Raw genomic sequence first — 26,488 nt, forward strand, 5'->3', positions numbered from 1 at the left:
GCTAGGGCACCATCCAGCCCAGAATCGACGTCGACTGCAGCCAAATCAGCAGGGTCATCAGCACCAGCAGCCCCAGGCTCCAGCCGATGAGTTTGCGCAGCAGCGTGCTTTCGGCTCCCTCCAGCCCCACCGCCGCAGAAGCAATGGCAAGGTTCTGCAGCGAGAGCATCTTTCCGAGTACGCCGGCGGATGAGTTCGACGCCGCCATCAGCGTTGCGGACAGCCCCGTTTCATTGGCGGCGGCCACCTGCAGCTGGCCGAACAGCGAATTGGAGGAGGTGTCCGACCCGGTGAGGGCAACGCCAATCCAGCCCAGCAGCGGTGACAGGAGAGCAAAGAATCCGCCGGCCGAGGCAAGGGCGACGCCCAGGGTGGTGGTCTGGCCCGAGAGGTTCATGACGAAGGACAGCGCCAGCACGGCGCAGACGGTCACGATCGTCCAGCGCAGCTGCTTCAGGGTTTCCCCGTAAACCTTCAGCCCCTGTGCGGGCCGGATGCGGTAGAGCAGCATGGTCAGGATACCGGCAAACAGCAGCAGGGTTCCGGTGGCGCGGATGTGGTCAAAACGGAGCGTCTGCGCGCTGATCGCCTTGCCGTTTGAATCCACGACGTCCAGGCCCGGCCAGCGGAAGGTCACGCTGCCGATTTCGGTCAGCCAGGCCTTGATTCCCGGTACTTGGGCCAGGGAGAACACCGCGATGATGATCAGGTAGGGAGCGGTGGCCATCCAGACGTTGCGGGCATCGGGGCGGGTTGTGCCCGCTGCGGATGCGGGGGCAGCTTCGGCAGCGGATGAGCCGCCGGACATGCCGCCGGAATCCGGCTCCGGCGCCGGCGTTCCGGAGGCGCTGACGGGCACCGCATAGGCTGAGGCACCGCCAACCGGCGCCGCAGCGGAACGGCGCCGCCTGCCGCCGCCCTCCGGAGGAGAAACACTCCCCGCGGCCGTCTCCTGCCCGGAGCTTTCCGGCCCCGTCTCCTGCCCGGAATCATCCGCACCCTGGACCTGTCCGGACATGCCGATGAGTTCCGCCGGCTGCCAGACGCGGAGCATGAGCAGCACGGCGATGACGGTGGCCACCGCGGCAACGACGTCGGTCAGCTCCACCACGAAGTAGTTCGAGGCCACAAACTGCGCCAGTCCGAAAACGACCCCGGAGACGAGTGCCACCGGCCACGTTTGCCGCAGTCCGCGCTTTCCGTCCACCAGGAACACCAGGATCAGGGGTACCACCAGCGCGATGAACGGTGTTTGCCGGCCGGTCATGGAGGACAGCTCCTGCAGCGGAATCCCCGTTACGCCGTTCAGGGCGATGATGGGCGCCGCCATGGCTCCGAATGCGACGGGTGCGGTGTTGGCCAGCAGCGCGACCATGGCCGATTTCAGCGGTTTCATCCCGGCGGCCATCAGCATGGCTGCGGCAATCGCCACCGGCGCCCCGAACCCGGCCAGGGACTCCAGCAGTGCGCCGAAGCAGAAAGCGATGAGGATGGAGAGGATCCGCAGGTCGTCGGAGATGGAGCGGATGGTTCGTCCCAGCACTTCAAACCACGGTGTTGCCACCGTGAGCTTGTAGATCCACAGCGCGTTGATCAGGATCCAGAGGATGGGAAAGACGGCGTAAAAGGCGCCCAGCCCGGTGGCCGCCGCAACCTGGTCCACCGGCATCCGCCACACAACCGCCGCCAGCAGGATGGAGAGCACCAGGCTGATGATTCCGGCCTGGTACGCCTTCATGCGGAAAACGCCCAGCAGGACAAACAGCAGGATCAGCGGCAAAGCGGCCAGAGCCGCCGAAAGTCCCAGGGACCCGCCCGCCGGATTAAGGATCTGTTCAAACGTCTGCGCCTGGATGTCCACGAAAACCCCTTTGTTCCGCCGTGGCCGTCGCTCATTCCGGACAGGGCGTCCCTGTCGCCGTGAGCGTAGCGTCACCCTAGGCCCGCAGCGGCCGGCGGTCAACGGGGCCGGCGCCCAACAGCGCACCGGCCACCGCAGTTGGGGTTAGCTGCTGGGGGCTGCGTCCCTAATATCCTGGGCGTCAATACCGAGCAGCTCGAGCTTGCCGCTCTTGCGGTCCGCCAGGTAGGCCTTCATTTCCCGTTTGATGACCGGCAGCAGCAGGTAGACACCGAGCAGGTTCACGAAGGCGCAGACAAAGAGCGCGGCGTCAGCGAAGCTGATGACCTGGCTGAAGGACAGGACACAGCCGGCCACGGTGAAGGTCAGGAAGATGACCTTGTAGGTGATTTCCCGGCGGCGCCCGCGGCCAAAGAGATATTCCCAGGACTTCAGGCCGTAATAGGACCAGGTAATGAGGGTGGAGTAGGCGAAGAGCGCGACGGCGATGGAGAGGACAATCGGGAACCACGGCAGAACGGTGGCGAAGGCGTCGGAGGTGAGGATCACGCCGTCGGGCGCATCTCCGCCGCTCTGCACCTGGTCGATACCCGCCTGCAGGCTGGGCGTGGACGCCATGATGATGGCGAGCGCAGTCATGGTGCAGATGAGCACTGTATCCACCAGCGGCTCGAAGAGCGCCACGAAACCCTCGCTGACCGGGCGGCGGGTCTTGACCGCGGAGTGCGCGATCGCTGCGGAGCCAACACCTGCCTCATTCGAGAAGGACGCCCGCTGGAAGCCGACAATCATGACGCCGAGGATTCCGCCGGCAAAGCCCTCCGGCCGGAAGGCACCGTCGATAATGGCGCCGAACGCCGCCGGGACGTTTTCGAAGTTGACGATGATGACGAACAGGCACGCCAGGATGTAGACGCCGCCCATGGCCGGCACCAGTTTGGAGGTGGTCGCGCCGATGGACTTGATGCCGCCGAGAATCACCACGGCCACCAGGGCCGCCAGGACCAGCCCGAAGATCAGAGCCGCTCCGGCGCTGCCGAGGAGCCCGTCGTCGCCGCCGGTGACGTTCTGGATCTGCGCGAAGGTCTGGTTGGCCTGGAACATGTTGCCGCCGGCAATACCGAAGATCAGGATGGCCACCGCAAAGGTTCCGGTGAGGATCCTGGCGGGCCACCGGCCGAACCGTTTGAAGGCCACGGGCAGGTACTTGAAGGGGCCGCCGCTGATGGAGCCGTCTTCGTGGATTTCGCGGTATTTCACGCCGAGCGTGCATTCCGCGAACTTCGAGGCCATGCCCAGCAGTCCGGCAAGAATCATCCAGAAGGTCGCACCCGGCCCGCCGAGCGCCATGGCTGCACCGACGCCGGCAATGTTACCCAGCCCTACCGTGCCGGAGAGAGCGGAGGTAAGGGCCTGGAAATGCGGCACTTCCCCCGGATCATCCTTCGAGGAGAACTTACCGCGGACCACCTGTGCGGCCACCCGCAACCCGCGGAACTGGATGAAACCGAAGTAGAAGGTGAAGACCACCCCCGCCACGATCAGCCATGCGACGACAACCGGAAAGCTGATGTCACCGATGGTGACGGGTAAGCCTGCTGCCGAAACGAAGTCCTCAGCCTTACTTAAACCATGGGGTAATCCAAATCACAAGCGGCTTGCCGTACCGCTGGAAGAGACCTGGGCGGCCGTCCCGCTGCACACCGAAACGGCAGAGGATGCCCTTCGGGGCGCTCAGACGCGCGCCTTCCGCCTTTTCGGGGATGCGCTCATTTGATGGGTCCACGGCCGCTCACATGCTAGATTGATCGGCACCTATCCGCCTCGTCCCCAGGTGTGACCATGACCAAACTCAGCACGTCTTCGCTGCCCGGCATCTCCGCCAACGTGGCGGTGCCGTCCTATGACCGCTCCAAGCTCACCGTGGGGATTGTCCACTTTGGTGTGGGCGGCTTCCACCGCGCGCATCAGGCCATGTACCTGGACCGGCTGATGAATGCCGGAGCCGCCGGCGACTGGGCCATCTGCGGGGTGGGCGTGCTGCCCTCCGACGCCGCCATGAAAACCGTCATGGAAACCCAGGACTGCCTGTACACGCTGGTACTCAAAAATCCGGACGGCACCCGGGAGGGACGCGTTATCGGCTCCATGATCGAGTACCTGCTGGCGCCGGAGGACCCGGAAGCCGTCATCGAAAAAATGGCGGCACCCGGCACCCGCGTTGTCTCGCTGACCATCACCGAGGGCGGGTACAACTTCCACCACGTCACCGGTGAATTCGACGCCGCCAACCCCGCCGTGGCGGCGGACCTGGTGCCGGGCGCGGTCCCGTCCACGGTCTTCGGACTGGTCACCGAAGCTTTGCAGCGGCGCCGGGACCGCGGGCTGCCGCCGTTCACGGTCATGTCCTGCGACAACATCCAGGGCAACGGAGACGTTGCCGCCGGTATGTTCACCGCCTTCGCACGTCTGCGCGACCCGGACTTCGGTCAGTGGATGCAGGAAAACGTCGCCTTCCCGAACTCCATGGTGGACCGGATCACGCCGGTCACCACGGATGAGGACCGGTCCATGGTGGCGGAGGACTTCGGCGTGGAGGACGCGTGGCCGGTCGTCAGCGAGGACTTTGAGCAGTGGGTGCTTGAAGATCATTTTCCCCTGGGGCGCCCGGCCTTTGAGGAGGTTGGCGTCCAGATGGTCGACGACGTCGAACCCTACGAACTCATGAAGCTGCGCCTGCTTAACGCGAGCCACCAGGGCCTGTGCTATTTCGGCTACCTTGCCGGTTACCGGTACGCCCACGAGGTCTGCCAGGACCCGCTGTTTGCCCGGTTCCTGCTGGATTACATGGACAAGGAGGCTACGCCTACGCTCAAGCCGCTGCCGGGCGTGGACCTGGCCGGCTACAAGCACAAGCTGATTGAGCGGTTCTCCAACGAATACGTCCGTGACACGCTCGCCCGGCTGTGCGCCGAGAGCTCGGACCGGATTCCCAAGTGGCTGCTGCCGGTTATCCGCGAGAACCTGGCCGCCGGCGGCGACATCCACCGCTCCGCCGCCATCGTCGCGAGCTGGGCCCGGTATGCCGAGGGAACCGATGAACAGGGCGAACCCATCACGGTGGTGGACCGGCTGCGGGAACCGCTGACGGCGGCCGCGGCACGCAACCGCGAAGATCCGCTCGCTTTCATCTCCAACCCGGAGCTCTTCGGGGATTTGGCGTCCAATGACCGGTTTGTCAGCGCCTACACCGGCGCCCTGGCTTCGCTGCACGACGCCGGGGCGCGGGCCACGGTCGAAGGGCTGGTCCGGAACGGGGAAAACCACACCCAGGGGAACTAAGGGCTCCCGCCGCCGGCCAACAGGGCAGCAGCGAGCTCTTCATCCACCAGCAGGGTGGTGATGAATCCGGCCGCCAGCACCGCGCGGACAGCATCGGCGCGGGCGGCCCCCTGCGCTACGGCCACCACCTTGGGGGTGTTCTGCAACTGGGCCACCGTAACTGCCAGCACCCGGTCCTCGAGTTCGGAATCGACCGGCCGGCCGGCTGCGTCCAGGAGCCGTCCGGAACATTCGGCGACGGCACCGGCACGCGCGGCCTGCAGCCGGAGCCGGTTGTCCACCCTGTCCCACACGGTGGAAAGTCCCGGCGTCCAGGCGCCGACGGCAACCACGGCGGCATCCAGCGTGTCCGCCCGTGCCAGCGTGTCAGCGATTTCCGGCTGGCGGCGCAGGCTGTCTGCGGTGTCGGCGTGCTCGACCACCAGCGGAGCCCACAGCGGCCAGGTGCTCACCCCGGGGTGCCTGCCCAGGCTCTGGATCAGTTCCAGAGAATTGCCGCTGCCCGGAACCGGGAGGGCACCGGCCAGCTGGACGATGTTGCACGGCGGCAGATCAGTGACATAGCCGGCGGCCAGGTCCAGCGTGCGGGACCAGGAAATGCCCACCGTGGCGCCGGGCTGCGCTGCATTCATCAGTTCTTCGGCCGCTTTTTGAGCCATGGCTTTGCGGGTTGTCCGGTCATCCGGCCCGGTGGGAGTGATTTCAACCCGGTCTATTCCGAGGAGTTCTGCCAGCCGGCCGGGTTCCGGATCCGAAGCCGGACGGGGAAAGCGGACGTCGATGTGCACAATTCCCAGCGTTCGGGCCTCTTCGAGGTGCCGGGCCACTTGAAACCGCGAAATCCCATAGCTTCGGGCAATCTCCACCTTCGAGTGGTTGGAGAGGTAATAATCCCGGCCGATCCTGGCCAGAAGTTCCTCGTGGGACCAGCCTGATTCGGTAATGATCGACCCTGCCCGTTCTCGAAGATAAACGCCCGTAGTTGCCCAATTGAGTCTATCTGCCTAGAGTTACTCCACAAATGAGCGCAGGGCAATTCTCACATGAGCAAGGACGACGTATGAGATCACGACGCAGCGGCCCGATCCACTACAGACGCAGGCACCTGCGGACCGCGGCAGCCTCGGCAGCGGCGCTCTCCCTCGTGCTGACCGGATGCGGCGGTGACAGCGCAGCGGGCCCGGAGGAGATTGTGGTGGCCATCGTCTCCAATCCGCAAATGACCGACGCCATTTCCCTGGAGGAGAATTTCCGCGAACAATACCCCGACGTCGATGCGCGCTTTGTCTCGCTGCCGGAGAATGAGGCCAGGGCAAAGATCACCGCGTCGGTTGCCACAGGCGGCGGGGAGTTCGACGTCGTCATGATCTCCAATTACGAAACCCCCATGTGGGCTGAAAACGGCTGGATCACCAATCTGCAGGAGTATGCCGACACCACTGAAGGCTATGATCCCGACGATTTTGTTCCCAATATCCGTGACGCCCTGAGCTACGAGGGGGATTTGTATTCTGTGCCGTTCTACGGCGAATCCTCTTTCCTGGCCTACCGTGAGGACATTTTTGAGGCGGAGGGCCTCGTCATGCCGGAGCGTCCCACCTGGGAGGATGTTGCCGGCTTCGCCGAGCGGCTCCATGACCCGGACAACGGATTCTCCGGCATCTGCCTCCGCGGGCTGGCCGGCTGGGGTGAGGTCATGGCGCCGCTGAGCACCATGATGAACACCTACGGCGGAGGCTGGTTTGACCAGGACTGGAACGCCACCCTCGATTCCCCGGAAGTGGAAGCAGCCGTCACCGACTACGTGGACCTGGTGCGCACGTCGGGCCAGCCCGGGGCGGCGACCAGCGGCTTCGGAGACTGCCTGACCCAGTACAGCCAGGGCACCGCGGCCATGTGGTACGACGCCACGTCCATGGTTTCCTCCGTGGAGGATCCGGCCTCCTCCCTGGTGGTCGGCAAAACCGGGTACGCCCAGGCCCCTGTGGAGGAAACGGAATCCTCCGGCTGGCTGTACAGCTGGTCGCTGGCGATTCCCGAAACCAGCCAAAAGAAGGACGCCGCCTGGGACTTCATCTCCTGGATGACCAACAAGGAGTACATCCAGCTGGTGGGCGAAGAGATCAGCTGGGAACGGGTACCGCCGGGCAGCCGGCTGTCGACTTATGAAATTCCGGAATACGCCGAAGTGGCGGAGAACTACGCCGAACCCACGCTGTCGGCCATGGCCGGTGCCTCACAGGAAACCAGCATGGTGGGCGGAGTTCCGTATCCGGGCCTGCAGTTTGTGGGGATCCCGGAGTTCCAGGACCTGGGCACCCGGGTGGCGCAGCAGATTTCAGCAGCCATTGCCGGACAGAAAACAGTGGCCGAGGCGCTGGAACAGTCGCAGCGCTACGCCGAAACCGTCGCGGAAAGCTACCAGTCAGGAGAAAACCAATGACCAGCCTGGTAGACAAACACCACCAGAAGGTCCGCCGCGACGCGGAGCAGCGGCAGTCCCGGGGCATGTCCCGCGCCGAGGGCTGGCGGCGGCGGGGACCGCTGCTGCCGGCCCTGGTTTTCACGCTGATTGTGACGCAGGTGCCGTTCCTGTTCACCATTTGGTATTCCCTGCAGAACTGGAACCTGCTCAATCCGGAAGGCGACCGGTTTGTGGGCCTGGGCAACTACGTGGAGATCTTCGCGGACTCCACCTTCCGCCAGGCCGCGCTGAACAGCGTGATCTTCACGCTGGGCTGCGTCTTTTTCGCGATGCTCCTCGGAATCATCTTTGCCCTGCTGCTGGACCGGTCCTTCGCCGGCCGCGGCGTGGTGCGGACCCTCCTGATCACACCGTTCCTGATCATGCCGGTGGCCGGTTCCCTGCTCTGGTCCGTGTCCATCCTTAACCCCAGCTACGGCCTGCTGAACTGGCTGATCGGCCTGGTGGGAATTTCACCCGTGGACTGGACCTCAACCCACCCGATCGCCTCGATCCTGATGTCCCTGGTGTGGCAGTGGACGCCGTTCATGATGCTGCTGGTCCTGGCAGGCCTGCAGGCCCAGCCCAAGGATGTGCTGGAAGCAGCACAGGTGGACGGAGCAGGCTGGTGGCGCACGTTCATCTCCGTCACCCTTCCGCAGCTGCGCCGCTACATTGAACTGGGCATCCTGCTCGGTGCCATCTACGTGGTGAACACCTTCGACCAGATCTATCTCATGACAGCGGGCGGGCCCGGCACTGCCAGCGCCAACCTGCCGTTCTACATCTACCAGCGGGCCTTCCTGGGCTTTGATATCGGGCAGGCCGCCGCCATGGGCGTCGTGGTGGTCATTGCCACGATCATTGTGGCCACCTTCGCCCTCCGCCTGATTTTCCGCAGCTTCGACGTAAAGGACTAGCCGTGGCCACGCAGACAGATTCGGCTTCCACCGGAAGCACCCCGCCGGCAGACCGGCCGCCGGTACCGGCACGCCGCGGACGGTCCCGGACAGGCGGTTCGCTGCTGACCGCGCTGACCTGGATCATCGCCATCGGATTTTTCTCCCCGGTCCTGTGGATGGTGCTCACCTCGTTCAAGCAGGAGTCTGCGGCAGCCTCCAACCCGCCGACATTCTTTTTTGCCCCCACCCTGGACCAGTACCGGGCCGTGCTCGACGCCGGGGCCGGGACCTACTTCGTGAACTCGATGATCGCCACGGGTGTTTCCACGATCCTGGTGGTGATCATGGCGGTTCCGGCCTCGTATGCCCTCAGCATCCGGCCGGTCAAAAAGACGCAGGATGTGCTGTTCTTCTTCATTTCCACCCGCATGCTCCCCGTAGTCGCCGTCATCATGCCGATCTACGTCATTGCGGGCCAGCTGAAGGTCCTGGACAACATCTGGACCCTGGTGGTCCTCTACACATCAATGAACCTGCCCATTGCCGTCTGGATGATGCGCTCCTTCTTCCAGGAGGTGCCCGGCGAGGTGCTGGAGGCGGCACAGATGGACGGCGCCGGACTGCTGAAAACCCTCTGGCGGGTCCTGATGCCCATGGTGGCCCCGGGTCTGGCGGCCACGGCCCTGATCTGCGTCATCTTCGCCTGGAACGAATTCTTCTTTGCCCTGAACCTCACGGCCGCCAGGTCCGCAACAGTGCCGGTTTTCCTGGTGTCGCAGATGACCAGTGAGGGCCTCTACCTGGCCCAGCTGTCGGCGGCTTCGGTCCTCGCTTCGCTGCCGGTGGTGCTGGCCGGATGGGTGGCCCAGAAGCAGCTGGTCCGCGGCCTGTCGATGGGCGCCGTGAAGTAAGAGGACGCAGTGAAATAAGAGGACGCCGTGAAATAAGAAGGACGCCGTGAGGCATGGAGGGGGCGTGAAGTACGGCTGAAAACGGGAGCCGCAGGCCGCTTAGTTTTCGCGGGCCTTGCGGGTTTCCTTCGTGTTGGCCTTTTGGATTGCCTTCACGAGTTCGTCTTTGGTCATGTTGGAGCGCCCGGAAATATCCAGCTTGGCGGCCACCTCGTACAGGTGTTTCTTGGACGCGTTGGCATCCACCCCGCCGGCCGTCTTCCGGGATGAATCCCGGCTGCCCGCCGCCTTGGCATCCGAGGGGCCGGATTCTTCCTTGGGCTCCCAGTGGTCGCCCACCTTTTCATGTGTGTGCTTCAGGGAGGCGTAGGCGGTCCGGGCCGCACGCTCCCCCTCGCCGTACTCCTCAACCGCGGAATCGTAGGTCTTCGCGAAGGTATCCTGAGCCTTCTTGTCGGAGCGCTGCAGGGTTGAGGGCAGTTCACTCTTCTTGGCGGAATCATTCTTGCCGGTCTTGGGCATGACGCGTCCTTTCCGGAAGTTGCTTCCGGGCTCACGGGCCTCGGAAGCGGGAAACAGCAGGTGCGGTTAGTAAGGGCACTTACTGTCTATCAAAGGAACGGTACCGGCTCAACCCGCCGCAGCGCCGGGGATCAGCACTCCACCACGTTCACGGCGAGGCCGCCGAGCGCGGTTTCCTTGTACTTGGAGCTCATGTCGCGGCCGGTTTCGCGCATGGTCACAATGACCTCGTCCAGCGAAACCCGGTGGTCGCCGTCGCCCCACAATGCCATTTTGGCGGCGTTCACGGCCTTTGCGGCGCCGATGGCGTTGCGTTCGATGCAGGGCACCTGAACCAGCCCGCCGATGGGGTCGCAGGTGAGGCCCAAATTGTGTTCCATGGCGATTTCGGCGGCGTTTTCCACCTGTTCGGGCGTGCCGCCCAGGATTTCCGCCAGGCCCGCAGCAGCCATGGACGACGCCGACCCCACCTCGCCCTGGCAGCCCACTTCGGCGCCGGAGATGGAGGCCTGTTCCTTGTACAGGACCCCCACCGCGCCTGCGGTCAGCAGGAAACGCACAACGACGTCGTCGCGCTCCTCCTGCGTGGCGGTGTCCATTCCGGGGCCGTAGTGGGTGGCGTAGAACATGACGGCGGGAATGATGCCGGCCGCGCCGTTGGTGGGTGCGGTGACCACCCGCCCGCCGGAGGCGTTTTCCTCGTTGACGGCCAGCGCCACCAGGTTCACCCATTCCTGCCAGAACTTCGGGTCCCGGTTCGGATCCTCGGCACGCAGCCGGGTGTGCCAGGCAGGTGCCCGGCGGCGGACCTTCAGCCCGCCCGGGAGCAGACCGGTGCGGCGGATGGCGGAGTTCTTGCAGTCCTCCATGACGTCGCGGATGTGCAGCAGGCCCGCGCGGATGTCCGCCTCGGTCCGGGAGACCTTCTCATTGGCGAGCATCACGCCGGAAATGTTCAGCCCGTTGTTTGTGCAGTGCTCCAGGAGCCCGACGGCGGTGCGGAACGGGAACGGCAGAGCCGCCTTGGTGGATTCCAGTTCCTGCCGGGCGGCGTCCTCCTCCCCCTCACGCACAATGAAGCCGCCGCCGACGGAGAAGAACGTGGCCTCGTGCAGCACGGCGCCGTCGGCGCCGGAGGCGGCGAACTTCATGCCGTTGGTGTGCCGCGGAAGCACGGTGAGCGGGTGCAGGACGATGTCCGCTTCGCCGTATTCCAGGATGCAGGAATCAGCTCCGGGAACCTGGGAGCACAGCTGCAGTTTCCGGGTGGCTTCGATGGTGGCGAGGCGTTCCTCGACCTCCCCGGGGAGGATTTTCTCCGGGGCAAAGCCTTCCAGCCCCAGCAGGACCGCAGTCATGGTGCCGTGGCCGCGGCCGGTCGCCGCAAGCGAACCGTACAGGTCCACGCGGAGGCCGGCCACGGCGGACAGGATGCCGGCGTCGACCAGCTCCCCCGCAAAAACGGCGGCGGCACGCATCGGGCCCACGGTGTGTGAGCTCGATGGGCCGATGCCTACGGAGAACAGGTCAAAAACGCCGACAGCCACTGGGATTCCTTAAACGTGCGCCGGTGAGGAGGCCAGGTCGGCAACCTCGGTGTAGAGCGGATGTGCGGAGGCCAGCGCGGAAACGCGGTCCTTCAGCGGTGAGAGGTCATCGTCTTCACCGGCAATGAGCGCCAGCGCAATGATGTCCGCCACCTCGCGGAAGGCATCCTCACCGAACCCGCGCGTCGCCAGCGCGGGGGTGCCGATCCGCAGGCCGGAGGTCACCATCGGCGGGCGGGGATCAAACGGGACGGCGTTGCGGTTCACGGTGATGTCAATCTGCGCGAGCCGGTCCTCGCCTTCCTGCCCGTTAAGGGCGGCGTTGCGCAGGTCCACCAGCACCAGGTGCACGTCGGTACCGCCGGAGATCACGGAAATACCCTTGGCGGCGACGTCGTCGGCGAGCAGGCGCTCGGCGAGGATCCGCGCGCCGGCCAGGGTGCGCTCCTGGCGCTCCTTGAACTCGGGCGTTGCTGCGATCTTGAAGGCTGTCGCCTTGCCGGCAATGACGTGCTCCAGCGGGCCGCCCTGCTGTCCGGGGAAGACAGCCGAGTTGATCTTCTTGGCGATGTCAGCGTCGTTGGAGAGGATGATGCCGCCGCGGGGACCCGCCAGGGTCTTGTGCGTGGTGGAGGTGACCACGTGGGCGTGCGGAACCGGGCTGGGATGCAGTCCGGCGGCCACGAGGCCGGCGAAGTGCGCCATGTCCACCATCAGGTAGGCGCCCACCGAGTCGGCGATGCGGCGGAATTCGGCGAAGTCCAGCTGCCGGGCATAAGCGGACCAGCCGGCCACGATCAGCTTGGGCTGGTGCTCCCGGGCCAGGCGCTCCACCTCGGCCATGTCGATCCGCTGGGTGTCTTCGGCAACGTTGTACGGGACCACGTTGTAGAGCCGGCCGGAGAAGTTGATCTTCATGCCGTGGGTGAGGTGCCCGCCGTGCGCCAGGGACAGGCCCAGGATGGTGTCGCCCGGACGGATCAGGGCATGCATGACCGAGGCGTTGGCCTGCGCGCCGGAGTGCGGCTGCACGTTGGCGAAGTTTGCACCGAAAAGGTCCTTGGCCCGGTCAATGGCGAGCTGCTCAATGACGTCCACGTATTCGCAGCCGCCGTAGTAGCGCCGGCCCGGGTAACCCTCGGCGTACTTGTTGGTCAGCACCGAACCCTGGGATTCCATGACGGCCACCGACGTGTGGTTTTCGGAAGCGATCATTTCCAGGCCGGACTGCTGGCGGCGGCGCTCGTTGTCGATCTGCTCCGCCACCTCCGGGTCAATCTGGGCGAGGTGCGAGTTCAGGTAATCGGTCACAGCTCGCCGCCGTTCTTCTCCGCGTACTCCTCGGCGCTGAGCAGGGCGCCCTCGGAGGTGGTGTTGACGGTAAAGAGCCAGCCGGCGCCGTACGGGTCCTCGTTCAGCAGAGCCGGGTTCTCGATGGCTTCCTGGTTGATTTCGACAATCTCGCCGGAGACCGGAGCGTACAGGTCCGAGACTGACTTGGTGGACTCGACTTCGCCGCAGGTTTCACCGGCAGTGATCACGGTGCCAACCTCGGGCAGGTCCACGTACACCACATCGCCCAGGGCGTCGGCGGCAACGGCGGAGATGCCAACCTTCATGGGGGTGGAGCCGTCCACCCACTCGTGTTCGGCTGAATAGCGGAGTCCTGCGTTCACTTTGCTCATGGGATGTGCCTTTCTAGATCTGCTGCATGCTTCGGGTTTAGTTCAAAGTCTAGGTCTGGGCGGCGGAGGAGCGGCATTTCGTCGCCCCTTAGACACCTCGCTCGTTCCTCGCTCGGCGATGCGGGGCTACACGAAATACCCCACCTTCGCCGCGCTCGGCTTGGGGTCTGGCTATTTCCCGCGCTTGTAGAAGGGGAGGGCGACAACCTCGAAAGGTTCGGGCTTGCCGCGGAGGTCCACCTCTACCGCAGTGCCCGGCTCGGCAAAGGCGGCGTCAACATAGGCGAGGGCAATCGGGTAGCCGAGAGTGGGGCTCGGGGCACCGGAGGTGACTTCACCGACCGCTGCACCGTCCTTCAGCACCGGGTAGTGCGAGCGGCCGGCGCGGCGGCCGGACCCCTTGAGGCCGACCAGACGGCGGGCCGGAGCCTGCTGCTTCTTGGCTTCCAGGGCGGCGCGGCCCACAAAGTCGCCCTCCTTGGACAGCGCGACGACGGGGCCGAGACCGGCAGCGTAGGGATCCAGCTCAAGGGAGAGCTCATTGCCGTACAGCGGCATTCCCGCTTCCAGCCGAAGCGAATCCCGGCAGGCCAGGCCGGCGGGAATCAGGCCCGAGTCCGCACCGGCGGTGAGCAGCGCGCCCCAGAGGGCGGCGGCGTCGTCGTTCGGAACGTAAATCTCGAACCCGTCCTCGCCCGTGTAGCCGGTGCGCGCGAGCAGCAGGTTGAGCGTGCGCTCCCCCGCCTCTTCCGCCACAACGAGGTCCACGGTGTCCGCCGCGTAGTACTTCATGCCGGTCACCTTCTCCGCCTGTCCGTTCGAAACCAGGGAAAGGACGATGGCCTCGGCGTTCGGGCCCTGCACCGCCACCAGCGATGTGTCGGCTGAGGCGTCGTGTACCCGGACGTCAAAGCCCGACGCGCGGGCGGCCAGCTCGGCGGCCACCACCGGCGCGTTGCCGGCGTTGGGCACCACCAGGAAGGAATCGTCGGCGAGGCGGTAGCTGATCAGGTCGTCGATGATCCCGCCGTCGGCGTTGGTGATCAGCGAGTACTTGGCCCGGCCCACCTTGACTGCCGAGAGCTTGCCGACCAGGGCGTAGTCGAGGAAGGCACCGGCGTCGGGGCCGGTGACCTCCACTTCTCCCATGTGGGAGAGATCGAAAAGCCCGGCGGCGCTGCGGACGGCGCGGTGCTCGGCCAGTTCGGAGCTGTATTTCAGCGGCATCTGCCAGCCGCCGAAATCGGTGAAGGAGGCGCCGAGGCGTTTGTGCTCTTCATAGAGCGCGGTGAATTTCTCAGTCATGGTCGCGGTTCCTTGCGCTCTAGTTTTCGAAGTCTTCGAGGGGCGGGCAGGAGCAAATGAGGTTCCGGTCGCCGGCAGCGCCGTCGATCCGGCCCACCGGCGGGAAGTACTTGTCCATCCGCTGGCTCCTCATCGGGAAGGCCGCCTGTTCGCGCGGGTAGGCGCGGTCCCACTCGTTGCCGGCAACAACGACGGCGGTGTGCGGTGCGTTGCGCAGCGGGCTGTCCTCAAGGGAGAAGTCGCCCGCCGCCACCTGGTCGATTTCGGCGCGGATGGAGATCATGGCGTCGATGAAGCGGTCTATTTCGCCCAGGTCCTCGGACTCGGTGGGCTCGACCATCAGGGTTCCGGCCACCGGGAAGGACAGGGTGGGGGCGTGGAAGCCGTAGTCCACAAGGCGCTTGGCCACATCTTCGGCACTGACGCCGGTCCGTGCCGTCAGCTCGCGCAGATCCAGGATGCACTCGTGTGCCACGAGCCCGCCCTTGCCCGTGTACAGCACCGGGAAGTAGTCGTTGAGCCGGGCGGCCACGTAGTTGGCGGAGAGCAGGGCGCTCTTGGTGGCTTCGGTCAGGCCTTCGCCGCCCATGAGGTTCACGTAGGCCCAGGAGATCGGCAGCACACCGGCCGAGCCGAAGCGTGAAGCGGACACCGGGATGTCCTCCCCTTCGGTCCAGGTGGCTGCGTCGCCGGGCAGGAACGGTGTCAGGTGGGATTTCACTGCCACCGGGCCGACGCCGGGGCCGCCGCCGCCGTGCGGAATGCAGAAGGTCTTGTGCAGGTTCAGGTGCGAGACGTCGCCGCCGAAATCACCCGGCTGGGCCAGCCCGACGAGCGCATTGAGGTTGGCGCCGTCAATGTAGACCTGGCCCCCGGCTTCGTGGACGGCGTCGCAGACGTCGCGCACGTCGTCGTCGAACACCCCGTGGGTGGAGGGGTAGGTGATCATGATGGCGGCGAGGTTTTCACGGTGCGCATCGATCTTGGCGCGCAGGTCCGCGTGGTCGATGGCGCCGTCGTCGGCGGTGGCGACCACCACCACCTTCATCCCGGCCAGGACGGCGGAGGCGGCGTTGGTGCCGTGCGCCGAGGCCGGAATCAGGCAGACGGTGCGCTGTTCGTCGCCGCGGGAGTGGTGGTAGCCGCGGATCGCGAGCAGGCCGGCCAGTTCGCCCTGGGAGCCGGCGTTGGGCTGGATGGATACCTTGTCATAACCGGTGATGGTTGCCAGTTTGGCTTCCAGGTCGCCGATCAGTTCCCGCCAGCCCTCGGTCTGGGAATCAGGGGCAAAGGGATGGATGGAGGCGAACTCGGGCCAGGTCATGGCCTGCATTTCGGCGGTGGCATTGAGCTTCATGGTGCACGAGCCCAGCGGAATCATGGTGCGGTCCAGGGCCAGGTCGCGGTCCGAGAGGCGGCGGAGGTAGCGCAGCATCTGCGTCTCCGAGCGGTAGGAGGAGAACACCGGGTGGGTCATGAATTCGGAGGTGCGCAGCACCTCGGCGTCCAGCTCGAAACCTTCGGCGGGACCCGCCGCGGAAGCCACGGCGCCGGCAGGAACACCGAAGGCAGCCGCAACGTCGGCCAGCACGGCAGGGGTGGTGGTTTCGTCGCAGGAGATGCCCACCGTGTCGGCATCGATGTGCCGCAGGTTGATGCCGCGTGCATCGGCGGCTGCCACGACGTCGGCGGCCTTGCCCGGGACGCGGGCCGTAATCGTATCGAAGAAGGACTCGTGCAGCAGTTCAACCCCGGCACCCGTGAGCGCGGCGGCCAGGGACCGTGCGGAGTTGTGGGCGCGGCGGGCAATCGCGGTCAGGCCCTGCGGCCCGTGGTACACCGCGTACATCGAGGCGACGATGGCGAGCAGTGCCTGCGCGGTGCAGATATTGGACGTCGCCTTTTCGCGGCGGATGTGCTGCTCGCGGGTCTGCAGCGCCAGACGGTACGCGGGAGTACCGGCGGAATCCTTGGAGACGCCCACAAGGCGGCCGGGCAGCGAGCGTTCCAGTCCCTTGCGGACAGCCATGTAGGCGGCGTGCGGGCCGCCGAAGAACAACGGAACACCGAAGCGCTGCACGGAGCCGACGGCGATGTCAGCTCCCTGCTCGCCCGGAGGCGTGATCAGGGTCAGGGCCAGCAGGTCAGCCGCGACGGTAACGAGGGCTCCGCGGTCCTTTGCTTCGCGGATCAACGCAGCCTGGTTGCGCACGACACCGGAAACACCCGGCTGCTGCAGCACGAGGCCGGTGATTTCGCCTTCGGGCAGGCCGTCGGCCAGGTCCGCCACGACCACGTCGAAGCCCAGGGCCTTGGCGCGGCCCTTGACGACGGCGATGGTCTGCGGAAGCGTCTCGGAGTCCAGGACGATCGCGCCGTTTGCTTTGGATTTGTTGGACCGGCGCATGAGCAGCACCGCTTCAGCGACGGCGGTGGCTTCATCCAGCAGGGAGGCGTTGGCAATGGGCAGCGCGGTGAGGTCCTGGACCATGGTCTGGAAGTTCAGCAGTGCTTCGAGGCGGCCCTGGGAAATTTCCGGCTGGTACGGGGTGTAGGCGGTGTACCAGGCGGGGTCCTCCACGACATTGCGCAGGATCACCGGCGGGGTGTGGGTTCCGTAGTAGCCCTGGCCGATCATCTGCACAGCGGTCTTGTTCCTGCCGGCAATGGAACGCAGCTGAGCGAGGGTTTCTTCTTCGGAGCGGGCCGGGTCCAGAACCAGGGGGCTCGCCTGCCGAATGGCAGCGGGCACGGCCATGTCCGCGAGAGCGTCCAGGGAGTCATACCCCACTGCTTTGAGCATCGCGGCGGCGGCACCGGCACGGGCGCCGATGTGGCGGTCAACAAACGCCGCGGCGGCCGGGGCAGCACCGGTCTCAGCGGTGTTGGCGGTTTCAGCGGTGGACAGATCAGCAGTCATGAGGGGCTCCAGGAAAGTCAGACGGGGTACGCCAACGAATGTTGCGTCCTCCCCGCTCTGTATTGGACCTGAGAGATTCCGCGGGGATGGCCCCGCTTGCACCGTCGGTGAGCGGCGTGCCGGGGCACGCCAACTGCTTTCCAGAGTTGCCTCGCTGTGGCGGTACAGGGGCCTGAGAGATTCCCGGGGAGGGTTTGCTCCTACGGCGCCCGGCGGTGCAGTTTTGCTGTTGCAGCTGCAGTTGTTCGTTGCAGGTGCACTTGTTGCTGCAGCTGCAGCCGCGTTCGGCGGCTGCAGATCGCGGGACTCTCCCGCCACGGCTGATAAAGGCATATTCACTTGTGTATTTCCACCAGTGACCCTACCCTGCGGCAGGTGTCCCATCAAGAGAGTGACGGCCTCCGCTGCTTCTTTGACGGTCTTCTTCATCCCTGCCCTTCCGGCCGGAGTGCTGCTTCCCCTCGGGAGCCGGCGCGGACCCCCGCGCCGGAGAGATCCTGACGCCAAATTGACATCGTCCGCGCCCGGCTTCCAAACTTGATTGTCGGCGGTGGCGCCAACTTCACAGGTGAGCTCTATCAGAGATGCCCGTTCCGTCTGCGCGGGGCGTCACGTGCGCCGGCTGGTGCCTACTGAGAAAGAGCCCAATGCCCGACCGTTTGTCCAGCCCAACACCCGCGCAATCCTCCCTGCCGTCCACCGGCACCTCCCCCGGAGGACCTCCGGCGTCCGGAACCCAAAGTTCTTCCGAGCCTGAGCTCTCCCGGTCCCTTTCCAACCGCCACATCCAACTCCTGGCGATCGGCGGGGCGATCGGCACCGGTCTGTTCATGGGGTCCGGAAAAACCATTTCAGTGGCGGGCCCGTCCGTGATCTTCGTCTACATGATCATCGGTTTCATGCTCTTCTTCGTGATGCGCGCGATGGGCGAACTGCTGCTGTCCAACCTGAAGTACAAGTCCTTCAGCGACTTCTCCGCGGACCTGCTGGGTCCGTGGGCGGGATTCTTCACCGGGTGGACCTACTGGTTCTGCTGGGTGGTGACGGGAATAGCTGATGTGGTGGCCATCTCCCACTACGTCACGTTCTGGTGGGCCGATGCTCCGCTGTGGATTCCTGCGCTGGCCTGCATCCTGGTGCTGCTGGCCCTGAACCTGCCCAGCGTGAAGGCGTTCGGCGAGGCAGAGTTCTGGTTCGCCCTGATCAAGATCCTGGCCATTGTCACCCTCATTGTGGTGGGTCTGGTGATGATCTTTACCCGCTTCGAGTCCGGAAACAACGACGTAGCCGGCTTTGACAACCTCTGGGCGCACGGCGGGCTCTTCCCGACCGGGCCGATGGGCTTCGTGGCCGGATTCCAGATCGCGGTGTTCGCCTTTGTGGGCATTGAACTGGTGGGCACGGCAGCCGCCGAAACCAAGGACCCCGAAAAGAACCTGCCGCGGGCCATCAACTCCATTCCGCTGCGCATCATGCTCTTCTACGTCGGCGCCCTGGCGGTGTTGATTTCGGTGGTTCCCTGGGATGAATTCAGCGCCGACGAAAGCCCCTTCGTGGGCATGTTCGCCCTCGCCGGACTGGGCGCGGCAGCCGCCGTCGTGAACTTCGTGGTCCTGACTTCCGCCGCCTCTTCAGCGAACTCGGGGATATATTCCACTTCACGCATGGTTTTCGGCTTGGCGCACGACGGCGATGCCCCCAAGGCGTTTGGCCGCCTCTCCCGCCGCAAGGTGCCGCAGAACGCCCTCTTCTTCTCCTGCACCTTCCTGCTTGCCGGAGTAGTGCTGCTGTACGCGGGCGAGTCCGTCAGCGCAGCCTTCACCCTGGTCAGCACCATCTCGGCACTGTGCTTCATGTTCGTGTGGACCATCATTCTGGTGAGCTACCTGGTGTACCGCCGCCGGCGGCCGCACCTCCACGAGAAGTCGACGTTCAAAATGCCCGGCGGCGTGGTGATGGTCTACGTGGTGCTTGCCTTCTTCGCCTTCATCATCTGGGCGCTCACCACACAGGCGGACACCCTGCAGGCACTGCTCGTCACCCCGATCTGGTTTGTCCTGCTGGGCGCGGTCTACGCCTTCCTGCGCCGGACTCCGCTGCACCAGGCGCGGGTGGCCGAGCACAAGGCCATGGTCGCGGCGGAACGGGCCGAGCTGGTTCGCTGACAGCGACGCGCTTCAGCCACGGGTAAAGGCGAGGTAGCGGCGGGCGGATTCCTGCACGATGCGGTCTGCGCCGCGGGAAATGATCCGGCCTTGATCAGCAGCGGGCGCTGACCGATGGCGAAGGCACGTTCGCACCCGATGCCGAGCACGCCCGGCCCCTGCGCATGCATGCTGCCACGGTGCGAGGGGGCCCGGCAGCGTGGCCAGAGTGGTCCAGGCCTGGCCCGTTGCCGGCACGGAGCACCGGCGCCGCCGGGATCCGGGACAACACGTGGCATGTCCCTAATAGACCACGGTTCCGGTGCTGCTGACAGTGCTGCCGGACAAGGCCGGCTTGTCGCTCGCCTCAACTTGGATTCCCAGGCTGTGGAGCGGAGTCTCGAGGGCCGCAGCGAGGTTCGGCACCACCGTCCCCTGGATCCGGTCCAGCACCGTCCTGATATCGGCGCGGGCATTGACCGTCACTTTCAGCGTCAGATCGGGTTCCTCGGCGTCTCCGCGCAGCAGCACCGTGGATCCCACCACTCCCGGGATCTGCTCGGTGTCATGCTGCACGGCGGCCGCCAGGACCGAGGGGTCGCAGACCGTGATGCCGCGGGCGGCGTCCTCCTGCAGCCGAAACGGTCCGGCGGCAAGCCTGCGCGGAATCTGCGCCAGTATCCACCAAAGGCCAAGCAGGCCCAGCAGCAGTCCGGCCGTCAGCGCGATGACCGGAGCGTAGTCCGGGCCGGTGACAGCTTCGGGCGGTCCGCTCAGGACCGGATCCGCTGCCGGGCCCGCCGTGCCGGTGGCCAGCAGCAGGGCCCAGATGCCCGCTGCCAGGCAGAGCAGGCCGAGCACGGTCAGCCAAACGCGGTTGGCGGTGCCGGGGTGCTGGCGCATGATGATCCCTTTCGCCCTGAATGTTCGCCCGAACAGCTTTTAACTGCTGGACCGGATGGACACGGAGATGGCCGGAACCGGGTCCAGCCCCGAGGCCTGGAGCCGGGACCGCACGCCGTCCGTGACCCAGTGCTGCAGATCGGCAGTATCCCGCAGTGCGGTATTGACGGTTACCCTGACCTCCCGGTCCGTCGCCGTCGCCGACGCCGATGACACACCGTCGATGTGTTCGCAGGTGGCTGCGGCCAGGCGGGCGACGGCCCGGCGGGACATCACGGCCCGGCTTTCCCCCGTGACCTCCCGGGTGGGCTCCAGCCGCAGGGGCAGTGAATGGAACTGTCCGGGGATGAGCGCGGCCAGCAGCAGAACCAGCCCGAGGACCACGAGGACGCTGCCAGCTATCCAGCTTTCCGTACTGTTCCAGCTCAGCTCCGCCAGCCAATCGGAGACAGCGGTGAAGAAAGCCGGCCACCGGCCCTGGGTCAGCCGGGCAACTGCCGCCCAGACCAGCAGCACTCCCGCAGCCAGCAGGACAAGCCCGCAGATGATGGCCGGCACGGCGCGGCTCGGCCGCGGACGCAGGGCCACGGGCGGCCCCCCGTTCACTTCAGCCTCCGGCGGCCGTCTGCCGGCTCCTCGGGCCGCAGCCAGGAAACGGTGACATCCACCTGGCGCACCTCCACCCCGGTCAACTCCGTAATCCGGCCCGACATCCGGTCCCGCAGCTGGTCAGCGAGCTGGCGGAGCGGTGCCGGATAGGGAAGGCCCACCTCAACCTTCAGCGATGCGACATTACCGGCCAGCTCGACGTCGGCCTGCGGACGCGCAGAGAGGTCCGCCTGCGCACCGATGCCCAGGAACCCTCCGGTGCTGCCGCCGACGCGGGTCTCATCCTTCGCGACCTGGCCGGCGATCTTCTCAAGGACCTTCCGGGACAACACGGTGGTGCCCCGGTCCCCCACTTCCCGGCGGGGCTGTCTGGGCGCCGGCGGCCGGGCACCTTCGATTCCGGGTGCACTCATCTGCTCGACGCTCTGCCGAACATGGATTGAAGGTCAAGTTTGCCGTCGGCAGCCAATCCCACCAGCAGCCCGATCAAACCGAACAGCACAGCCAGCAGGAAGGCATACCAACCGCCGAATGCCAGCACGATCCCCAGGACCAGGCCAACCGCCAAGCACCATTTTGTTGCGGACATGAGGTCCTCCTTCAGTAGATTGCCGCCGCGCGATCCGCCGCGGTAAGGCAGTATTTTTTTGCTCTTCCAACGGCCTTATTCCAGCCGGCCCGACGGCTGCTTCGGAGCCGAAGCGTCCTCGTCGCCGGCGTCGTCGTCGGGCAGGTGCACGTCGGTGACATTGACGTTCACCTCCAGCACTTCCAACCCGGTGGCGTTCTCCACCGAGCGGATGACGTTGCGGCGGATGCTCTGGCTGACCTCGACGATCGAATAGCCGTACTCGACCACGATGCTCACATCAACCGCTGCCTGCCGTTCCCCCTTTTCCACGCTGACACCGTTGCTGGCGTTGGTTTGGGAGCCGGGGATGCGCTCGGTCATCGAGTTGAAGGCCCGGCGCGCCGCGTTGCCCATCGCATAGACCCCCGGCACCTCCCGCGTGGCCATTCCCGCCAGCTTCTGAACCACGGTTTCCTCGATGGTGGTGTCACCGTGCGGAGTATGCAGCGGGCCCGACTTCCTTACCGGTTCCGTGCCGCTGGAGCCGATCACGGGGCTGGCCGCCACGCTCCCGGTGTTTCCGCCGGGCGGGCTGGGCTGCGGCTTCGACACCGAACCGGCGGATGGTCCGGACGGTTTCTGGGCATCTGCCATGTCACTCATCTCCTGCTCGGAACCGGCCCCCGGAGGGGCGGCATGAAGGTTCGGATACGCCGTTAATGACGCTCTCCGCGGGCAATCGTCACGCCGAACGGCAAAGTTGCCGCTCTCCGGCTGCGCGTGGCCCCGGACTGTTCCGCAGGGCCGGGGCGTCTGCGATATTGGAGACGGGCCGGCGCCCGCCGGACCGGACAGGGGCGCCATGGCCACGGCCGAATCGCCGGAAGAGTCCGGCGTCTTTCCGCAGTCCAGCCCGGCATGGCCCGGGCCGGACCTTCCTCCGGGGACCCTGGACGAGGCCACCATCGTGGCACGGGCCCAGGACGGTGACCTGACCGCTTTCGAGCATCTGGTGGAGAGGTACCAGGGGCGGCTTTTCCGGCTGGCTTACCGAATGCTCAATGACCGGGGCGAAGCCGAGGACGTAGTTCAGGACACCTTGACCGCCGGTTGGCGCGCTCTCCCCGGCCTGGACCGGTCCGGAGCTTTTGGCGGCTGGGTCTACCGGACGGCGACCAACCGCTGCCTTGATGTCCTCCGCCGCCGTTCGGCCCACCCGGAAGCCAGCATGGATCCGGCCGGACTGTGGCCGTCGCTTGCGGTGCAGTCCGCAGACCCGCACCGCACCGCGGAGATCGCGGCGGAGTTCGAATGCCTCACCCGCGCGCTGGCGGAGCTGCCGCCGGGCCAGCGTGCGTGCTGGCTCCTGCGCGAACTCCACGATCAGAGTTATGCCGAAATCGGCTCCGCACTGGGGATCAGCCCCGTTTCCGTGCGCGGGCAGCTGGCACGCGCCCGGGAGAAACTGGCCGAGGCAATGATCCAATGGCACTAGAGAACCAGCTTCCCCCTCCGGCCTGCGGACGCAGCCTCGCCCGGATCTGGCAGGACGCGGGCCGCCCGCCGGATCCGCATACCCTGGCCTGTCCGGACTGCCGCCGGGCCCGGAGCCGGCTGCAGACGCTGCACGCCGCCACCGTGAAACTGCGGGAACAGGACCTGAGACACCCGGCGTTCCGTCCGCCCCGCGGCATCAAACAAGCTGTCCTGGCCGAGGCCGGCGCCCAGGTACGGCACGGAGCGCGGCTTCCGCTGACGGGAACTCCGGACGGAACCGTGGAAATCAGCGAATACGACCTCGCCGCCGTCGTCCGTGAGGCCGCCGGCACCGTGGGCGGTGTCCGCGCCCGCCGCTGCCGGGTGGACCTGGTCCCCGGTACCGGCTCCGGACTGCGAATCCACTTACGGACCGCCGTGGCGCCCGGCGTGGACATCTGCCGCGCCATGGACTTCCTGCGCCGAAGAATCCGCGCCGCAGTAGCTGTTTCCGTGGGGGTCCTTCCGCACACAGTCCATCTGACGGTGGAGGATCTGTACGACGACTGAGCAGCGAAAGGCTCCTGTTCCGGAGCCCGGCCGCCCGGCCGCTCGGCGCCGGTGTAAACTGCCTTCCACTCGGTGCCGGCCGGTACCCTCAGTTCAGTTTGATCCAGGGAGATGCACGATGGCCGTAGAAGTAAGCGACATGTCCCCGGCGGAGGGGGCCGAAGAGATCCTGACACCCGAGGCGTTGGCGTTCATTGAGGAGCTGCACCGGCGCTTTAAGGCAACCCGGGACGAGCTGCTGGGGGCCCGCGTCGAACGCCGCAGCCGTATCGCGGCAGGAGAGAGCCTGGATTTCCTGCCTGAAACCGCCGGCGTCCGCGCGGGCGACTGGACCGTGGCGCAGGCCCCGGCCGCCCTGGCGGACCGCAGAGTTGAGATGACGGGCCCCGCGTCACCGGCCAAGATGGCCATCAATGCGCTGAACTCCGGCGCGAAGGTATGGCTGGCCGACCTGGAGGACGCCCATACTCCCAACTGGCACAATGTTGTGGACGCGCAGGTCAATTTGTACCGAGCCTCGCGCGGAAACCTGTCCTTCACCAGCGGCGAGGGTAAGCAGTATTCGCTTCGCGAGGACGTCCCGCTGGCCGTAATGGTGGTCCGCCCCCGCGGCTGGCACCTCCCGGAGAAGCATGTGATGATCGACGGCGAACCGGCCGTGGGCGCATTGGTGGACTTTGGGCTCCATTTCTTCGCGAACGCGAAGCAGCTGCTCAACAACGGCCAGGGGCCGTACTACTACCTGCCCAAGATGGAGAGCCATCTGGAGGCCCGCCTCTGGAACGACGTATTTACCTTTGCGGAGGACTACCTGGGCGTGCCGCCGGGCAGTATCCGCGCCACCGTGCTGATCGAGACCATTCCAGCCGCCTTTGAAATGGATGAAATCCTCTACGAGCTGCGCGACCACGCTTCGGGCCTGAACGCCGGCCGCTGGGACTACCTGTTCAGCATGATCAAGGTGTTCCGCGACGCCGGCAAGGATTTCCTGCTCCCCGACCGCGCCGATGTCGCCATGACAGCACCGTTCATGCGCGCCTACACCGAGCTGCTGGTGAAGACCTGCCACCGGCGCGGGGCCTTCGCCATGGGCGGGATGGCTGCCTTCATTCCCAACCGCAGGGAACCCGAGACCACCGCCAAAGCGTTCGAGAAGGTCACCGCAGACAAGACCCGTGAAGCCAGGGACGGCTTTGACGGCTCGTGGGTGGCCCACCCGGACATGGTGGACACCTGCCGCGGGGTTTTCGATTCCATCCTGGGGGACAAACCCAACCAGGTGGACCGGCAGCGCGACGACGTCTCGGTGACGGCCCGGGATCTTCTGGACGTCAGCACGGCCGGCGGGTCCGTCACCGAGGCCGGGCTGCGGTCCAACCTCTACGTGGCAGTGGCCTACACCGCGGTGTGGCTCTCCGGCAACGGCGCGGTGGCCATCCACAACCTGATGGAGGACGCCGCCACCGCTGAGATCTCGCGCTCCCAGGTGTGGCAGCAGGTGCGCAATGCCGTTGTCCTGGAGGACACCGGCACAACGGTGACAAAGGAACTGGTGGAGCGGATCCTTGCCGAAGAAACCGAGCGGCTGCGCGGCGAGGTCCCCGAAGATATGTTCGCCCGCTACTACGCTCCGGCCAGCCGGCTGATCGCCGACATCAGTCTCTCGGAGGAGTACGTCGATTTCCTGACGCTTCCGGCGTACGACCTGATCGACTGAGGGCCGCTGTTACGCCCCGGCCCGGCAGCCGGGGCGAACAGCGGGCAGATAGCCCCCGCTCCACCGGGCGACCGCGTCATAGGCCCTGCTGCGGACGGATGGCCCGGACAGGAAGACGTCGTGCAGGGCATCGGTGATTCGGGCCACGGTCACGGTGCTGCCCAGCGACAGCGCCCGGCGGGCCACCACGTTCACGTCCAGGGCGACGTCGGCTTTTCCCGCCTCCGCTGACCAGCGCGGCTGCAGATAGCTCTTGTCCGAGAGCAGCACCAGCACGGGAATTTCCAACTGAAGCCCGTTCGATACGATGTCCTGGGCGCGGAAAACCGCGTTCAGGAAGGCCGCAGTCACCGGGAAGCCCCGGAGCGGGCGCCACTGGAGGTTGTAGGTCCATTCACCGCCGAAGGCCGAGAAAACGGCCCGGGAATAGTTACCCACATCCACCGGGGGAAGCGGGGCCAGCGGCCGGCGCTGCGCCTCCAGTCCGATCAGCGGCGCGATGACCCGGCGGCCCAGCTCGGTGGCCTGGAATTCGAGCCAGGGGCTGTTGAGCACCAGCGCCGAGGCGGCAGACGGATGACGGGCCGCCCACAGACTCAGGGTCAGCCCACCCGTCGAGTGGCCCATGAGGATCAGGCTGCGCCCGGCCGCCGCCGCCGGATCCCCGGGAGGCCCGGCTGCTGCCGCCGCCGGGTCCGGGTGTCCCATTGCGGCGAGCGCGGCGGCAATGTCGTCGTCGTATTCCCCAAGGTCGCTCACGTACCCCGGTGTCTGTCCCGGCCGCAGGCTGCGGCCGTAATTGTGCAGGTCCAGGGCATAAAAACGGGCACCGGCTTCCGCCCAGTATTCCGCCAGCTCGCGTTGAAAAAAGTAGTCGGACCATCCGTGCACGTACAGCACGTCCGCTGCCGCCGATCCCGTTCCCCCGGGAGGGGTGTAGCGGACCAGCGTGGCCGGAGCACCGCCGGGGAGACCGAGGGTCAGCTGCTCGTATCCGGGCCCGAGGATATCCATGCGCCATCCGGCAGGCCCGCTGCCG

Annotated in this window: 24 protein-coding genes and 1 riboswitch; of the genes, 9 read left to right on the top strand and 15 right to left on the bottom strand. The window is 66.1% G+C overall.

Annotated elements, in window-relative coordinates:
* Nucleotide 1: 1 nt before the first annotated feature.
* On the bottom strand, nucleotides 2–1,861 hold the full coding sequence (locus WKB88_RS09775) for an L-lactate permease (protein ID WP_341394375.1): 1,860 nt from the start codon (nucleotides 1,859–1,861) through the stop codon (nucleotides 2–4).
* Between the two features lie 144 nt (nucleotides 1,862–2,005).
* A complete protein-coding gene (locus tag WKB88_RS09780) occupies nucleotides 2,006–3,391 on the bottom strand; it encodes an alanine/glycine:cation symporter family protein (protein ID WP_341394376.1) in 1,386 nt (461 codons plus the stop codon).
* Here WKB88_RS09780 and WKB88_RS09785 point away from each other — a divergent pair.
* Nucleotides 3,381–3,638, top strand: a complete 258-nt coding sequence (locus WKB88_RS09785) for a hypothetical protein (protein WP_341394377.1) — start codon at nucleotides 3,381–3,383, stop codon at nucleotides 3,636–3,638. The genes WKB88_RS09780 and WKB88_RS09785 overlap by 11 nt on opposite strands.
* Before the next feature lie 65 nt (nucleotides 3,639–3,703).
* Complete coding sequence (locus WKB88_RS09790; RefSeq protein ID WP_341394378.1) at nucleotides 3,704–5,203, top strand: mannitol dehydrogenase family protein; 1,500 nt, start codon at nucleotides 3,704–3,706, stop codon at nucleotides 5,201–5,203.
* Here the strand turns inward: WKB88_RS09790 and WKB88_RS09795 are convergent.
* The gene (locus WKB88_RS09795; protein ID WP_341394379.1) at nucleotides 5,200–6,030 is read right to left on the bottom strand and encodes a sugar-binding transcriptional regulator; all 831 of its coding nucleotides are present in this window, start codon (nucleotides 6,028–6,030) and stop codon (nucleotides 5,200–5,202) included. The genes WKB88_RS09790 and WKB88_RS09795 overlap by 4 nt on opposite strands.
* Nucleotides 6,031–6,263: 233 nt before the next feature.
* Here WKB88_RS09795 and WKB88_RS09800 point away from each other — a divergent pair, with 233 nt between their 5' ends.
* From WKB88_RS09800 to WKB88_RS09810, 3 genes are all read left to right on the top strand, one after another.
* Nucleotides 6,264–7,646, top strand: coding sequence for an ABC transporter substrate-binding protein (locus WKB88_RS09800; protein WP_341394380.1), 1,383 nt, complete (start codon nucleotides 6,264–6,266; stop codon nucleotides 7,644–7,646).
* A 65-nt stretch (nucleotides 7,647–7,711) separates the two neighbouring features.
* A complete protein-coding gene (locus tag WKB88_RS09805; protein WP_445818907.1) occupies nucleotides 7,712–8,587 on the top strand; it encodes a carbohydrate ABC transporter permease in 876 nt (291 codons plus the stop codon).
* A 2-nt stretch (nucleotides 8,588–8,589) separates the two neighbouring features.
* Nucleotides 8,590–9,480, top strand: a complete 891-nt coding sequence (locus tag WKB88_RS09810) for a carbohydrate ABC transporter permease (RefSeq protein WP_445818896.1) — start codon at nucleotides 8,590–8,592, stop codon at nucleotides 9,478–9,480.
* 99 nt (nucleotides 9,481–9,579) lie between these two features.
* Here WKB88_RS09810 and WKB88_RS09815 read toward each other — a convergent pair whose 3' ends face one another.
* The 6 genes from WKB88_RS09815 to gcvP all read right to left on the bottom strand — a co-directional run bounded on the left by WKB88_RS09815 (nucleotide 9,580) and on the right by gcvP (nucleotide 17,459).
* Nucleotides 9,580–10,002: a ChaB family protein gene (locus WKB88_RS09815; RefSeq protein WP_341394383.1), complete on the bottom strand. Its 423-nt coding sequence runs from the start codon at nucleotides 10,000–10,002 to the stop codon at nucleotides 9,580–9,582.
* A gap of 131 nt (nucleotides 10,003–10,133) precedes the next feature.
* On the bottom strand, nucleotides 10,134–11,549 hold the full coding sequence (locus WKB88_RS09820; protein WP_341394384.1) for an L-serine ammonia-lyase: 1,416 nt from the start codon (nucleotides 11,547–11,549) through the stop codon (nucleotides 10,134–10,136).
* Nucleotides 11,550–11,558: 9 nt separating this feature from the next.
* Nucleotides 11,559–12,860: a serine hydroxymethyltransferase gene (gene glyA, locus WKB88_RS09825; RefSeq protein WP_341394385.1), complete on the bottom strand. Its 1,302-nt coding sequence runs from the start codon at nucleotides 12,858–12,860 to the stop codon at nucleotides 11,559–11,561.
* Nucleotides 12,857–13,234: a glycine cleavage system protein GcvH gene (gene gcvH, locus WKB88_RS09830; RefSeq protein WP_341394386.1), complete on the bottom strand. Its 378-nt coding sequence runs from the start codon at nucleotides 13,232–13,234 to the stop codon at nucleotides 12,857–12,859. Before gcvH ends, glyA begins: the two co-directional genes overlap by 4 nt.
* Nucleotides 13,235–13,405: 171 nt before the next feature.
* On the bottom strand, nucleotides 13,406–14,539 hold the full coding sequence (gene gcvT, locus WKB88_RS09835; protein ID WP_341394387.1) for a glycine cleavage system aminomethyltransferase GcvT: 1,134 nt from the start codon (nucleotides 14,537–14,539) through the stop codon (nucleotides 13,406–13,408).
* A 19-nt stretch (nucleotides 14,540–14,558) separates the two neighbouring features.
* Nucleotides 14,559–17,459, bottom strand: a complete 2,901-nt coding sequence (gene gcvP / locus WKB88_RS09840; RefSeq protein WP_341394388.1) for an aminomethyl-transferring glycine dehydrogenase — start codon at nucleotides 17,457–17,459, stop codon at nucleotides 14,559–14,561.
* Between the two features lie 150 nt (nucleotides 17,460–17,609).
* A riboswitch (glycine riboswitch) is annotated at nucleotides 17,610–17,783 on the bottom strand.
* A gap of 323 nt (nucleotides 17,784–18,106) precedes the next feature.
* Between gcvP and cycA the strand changes: the two genes are divergently transcribed.
* A complete protein-coding gene (gene cycA, locus WKB88_RS09845; protein WP_341394389.1) occupies nucleotides 18,107–19,624 on the top strand; it encodes a D-serine/D-alanine/glycine transporter in 1,518 nt (505 codons plus the stop codon).
* Nucleotides 19,625–19,906: 282 nt separating this feature from the next.
* Here cycA and WKB88_RS09850 read toward each other — a convergent pair whose 3' ends face one another.
* The 5 genes from WKB88_RS09850 to WKB88_RS09870 form a co-directional block, all read right to left on the bottom strand.
* Nucleotides 19,907–20,506, bottom strand: coding sequence for a hypothetical protein (locus tag WKB88_RS09850; protein ID WP_341394390.1), 600 nt, complete (start codon nucleotides 20,504–20,506; stop codon nucleotides 19,907–19,909).
* Nucleotides 20,507–20,545: 39 nt separating this feature from the next.
* Nucleotides 20,546–21,094, bottom strand: coding sequence for a DUF6286 domain-containing protein (locus tag WKB88_RS09855; RefSeq protein WP_341394391.1), 549 nt, complete (start codon nucleotides 21,092–21,094; stop codon nucleotides 20,546–20,548).
* A gap of 14 nt (nucleotides 21,095–21,108) precedes the next feature.
* Entirely contained in the window at nucleotides 21,109–21,528 is a 420-nt protein-coding gene (locus WKB88_RS09860) for an Asp23/Gls24 family envelope stress response protein (RefSeq protein ID WP_341394392.1), read from the bottom strand.
* A complete protein-coding gene (locus WKB88_RS09865) occupies nucleotides 21,525–21,704 on the bottom strand; it encodes a hypothetical protein (protein WP_341394393.1) in 180 nt (59 codons plus the stop codon). The genes WKB88_RS09860 and WKB88_RS09865 overlap by 4 nt, the downstream gene beginning before the upstream one ends.
* A 75-nt stretch (nucleotides 21,705–21,779) precedes the next feature.
* Entirely contained in the window at nucleotides 21,780–22,349 is a 570-nt protein-coding gene (locus WKB88_RS09870) for an Asp23/Gls24 family envelope stress response protein (RefSeq protein ID WP_341394394.1), read from the bottom strand.
* Nucleotides 22,350–22,548: 199 nt separating this feature from the next.
* On the opposite strand from WKB88_RS09870, the gene WKB88_RS09875 reads away from it, so the two are divergent.
* The 3 genes from WKB88_RS09875 (at nucleotide 22,549) to aceB (ending at nucleotide 25,449) form a co-directional block, all read left to right on the top strand.
* Nucleotides 22,549–23,181 carry an RNA polymerase sigma factor gene (locus WKB88_RS09875; protein WP_341394395.1) on the top strand — a complete coding sequence of 211 codons (633 nt, stop codon included), beginning with the start codon at nucleotides 22,549–22,551 and terminating at the stop codon, nucleotides 23,179–23,181.
* Nucleotides 23,172–23,732 (top strand): hypothetical protein, encoded by a 561-nt coding sequence (locus WKB88_RS09880; protein ID WP_341394396.1) that lies wholly within the window; start codon nucleotides 23,172–23,174, stop codon nucleotides 23,730–23,732. Before WKB88_RS09875 ends, WKB88_RS09880 begins: the two co-directional genes overlap by 10 nt.
* A gap of 118 nt (nucleotides 23,733–23,850) precedes the next feature.
* The gene (gene aceB / locus WKB88_RS09885) at nucleotides 23,851–25,449 is read left to right on the top strand and encodes a malate synthase A (RefSeq protein WP_341394397.1); all 1,599 of its coding nucleotides are present in this window, start codon (nucleotides 23,851–23,853) and stop codon (nucleotides 25,447–25,449) included.
* Nucleotides 25,450–25,458: 9 nt separating this feature from the next.
* Here the strand turns inward: aceB and WKB88_RS09890 are convergent, their stop codons facing one another.
* Nucleotides 25,459–26,463: an alpha/beta hydrolase gene (locus tag WKB88_RS09890; protein ID WP_341394736.1), complete on the bottom strand. Its 1,005-nt coding sequence runs from the start codon at nucleotides 26,461–26,463 to the stop codon at nucleotides 25,459–25,461.
* Nucleotides 26,464–26,488 lie beyond the last annotated feature (25 nt).

The organism is Arthrobacter sp. G119Y2, assembly GCF_038069765.1.
In the GTDB taxonomy this organism is placed as follows: Bacteria; Actinomycetota; Actinomycetes; order Actinomycetales; family Micrococcaceae; genus Arthrobacter_B.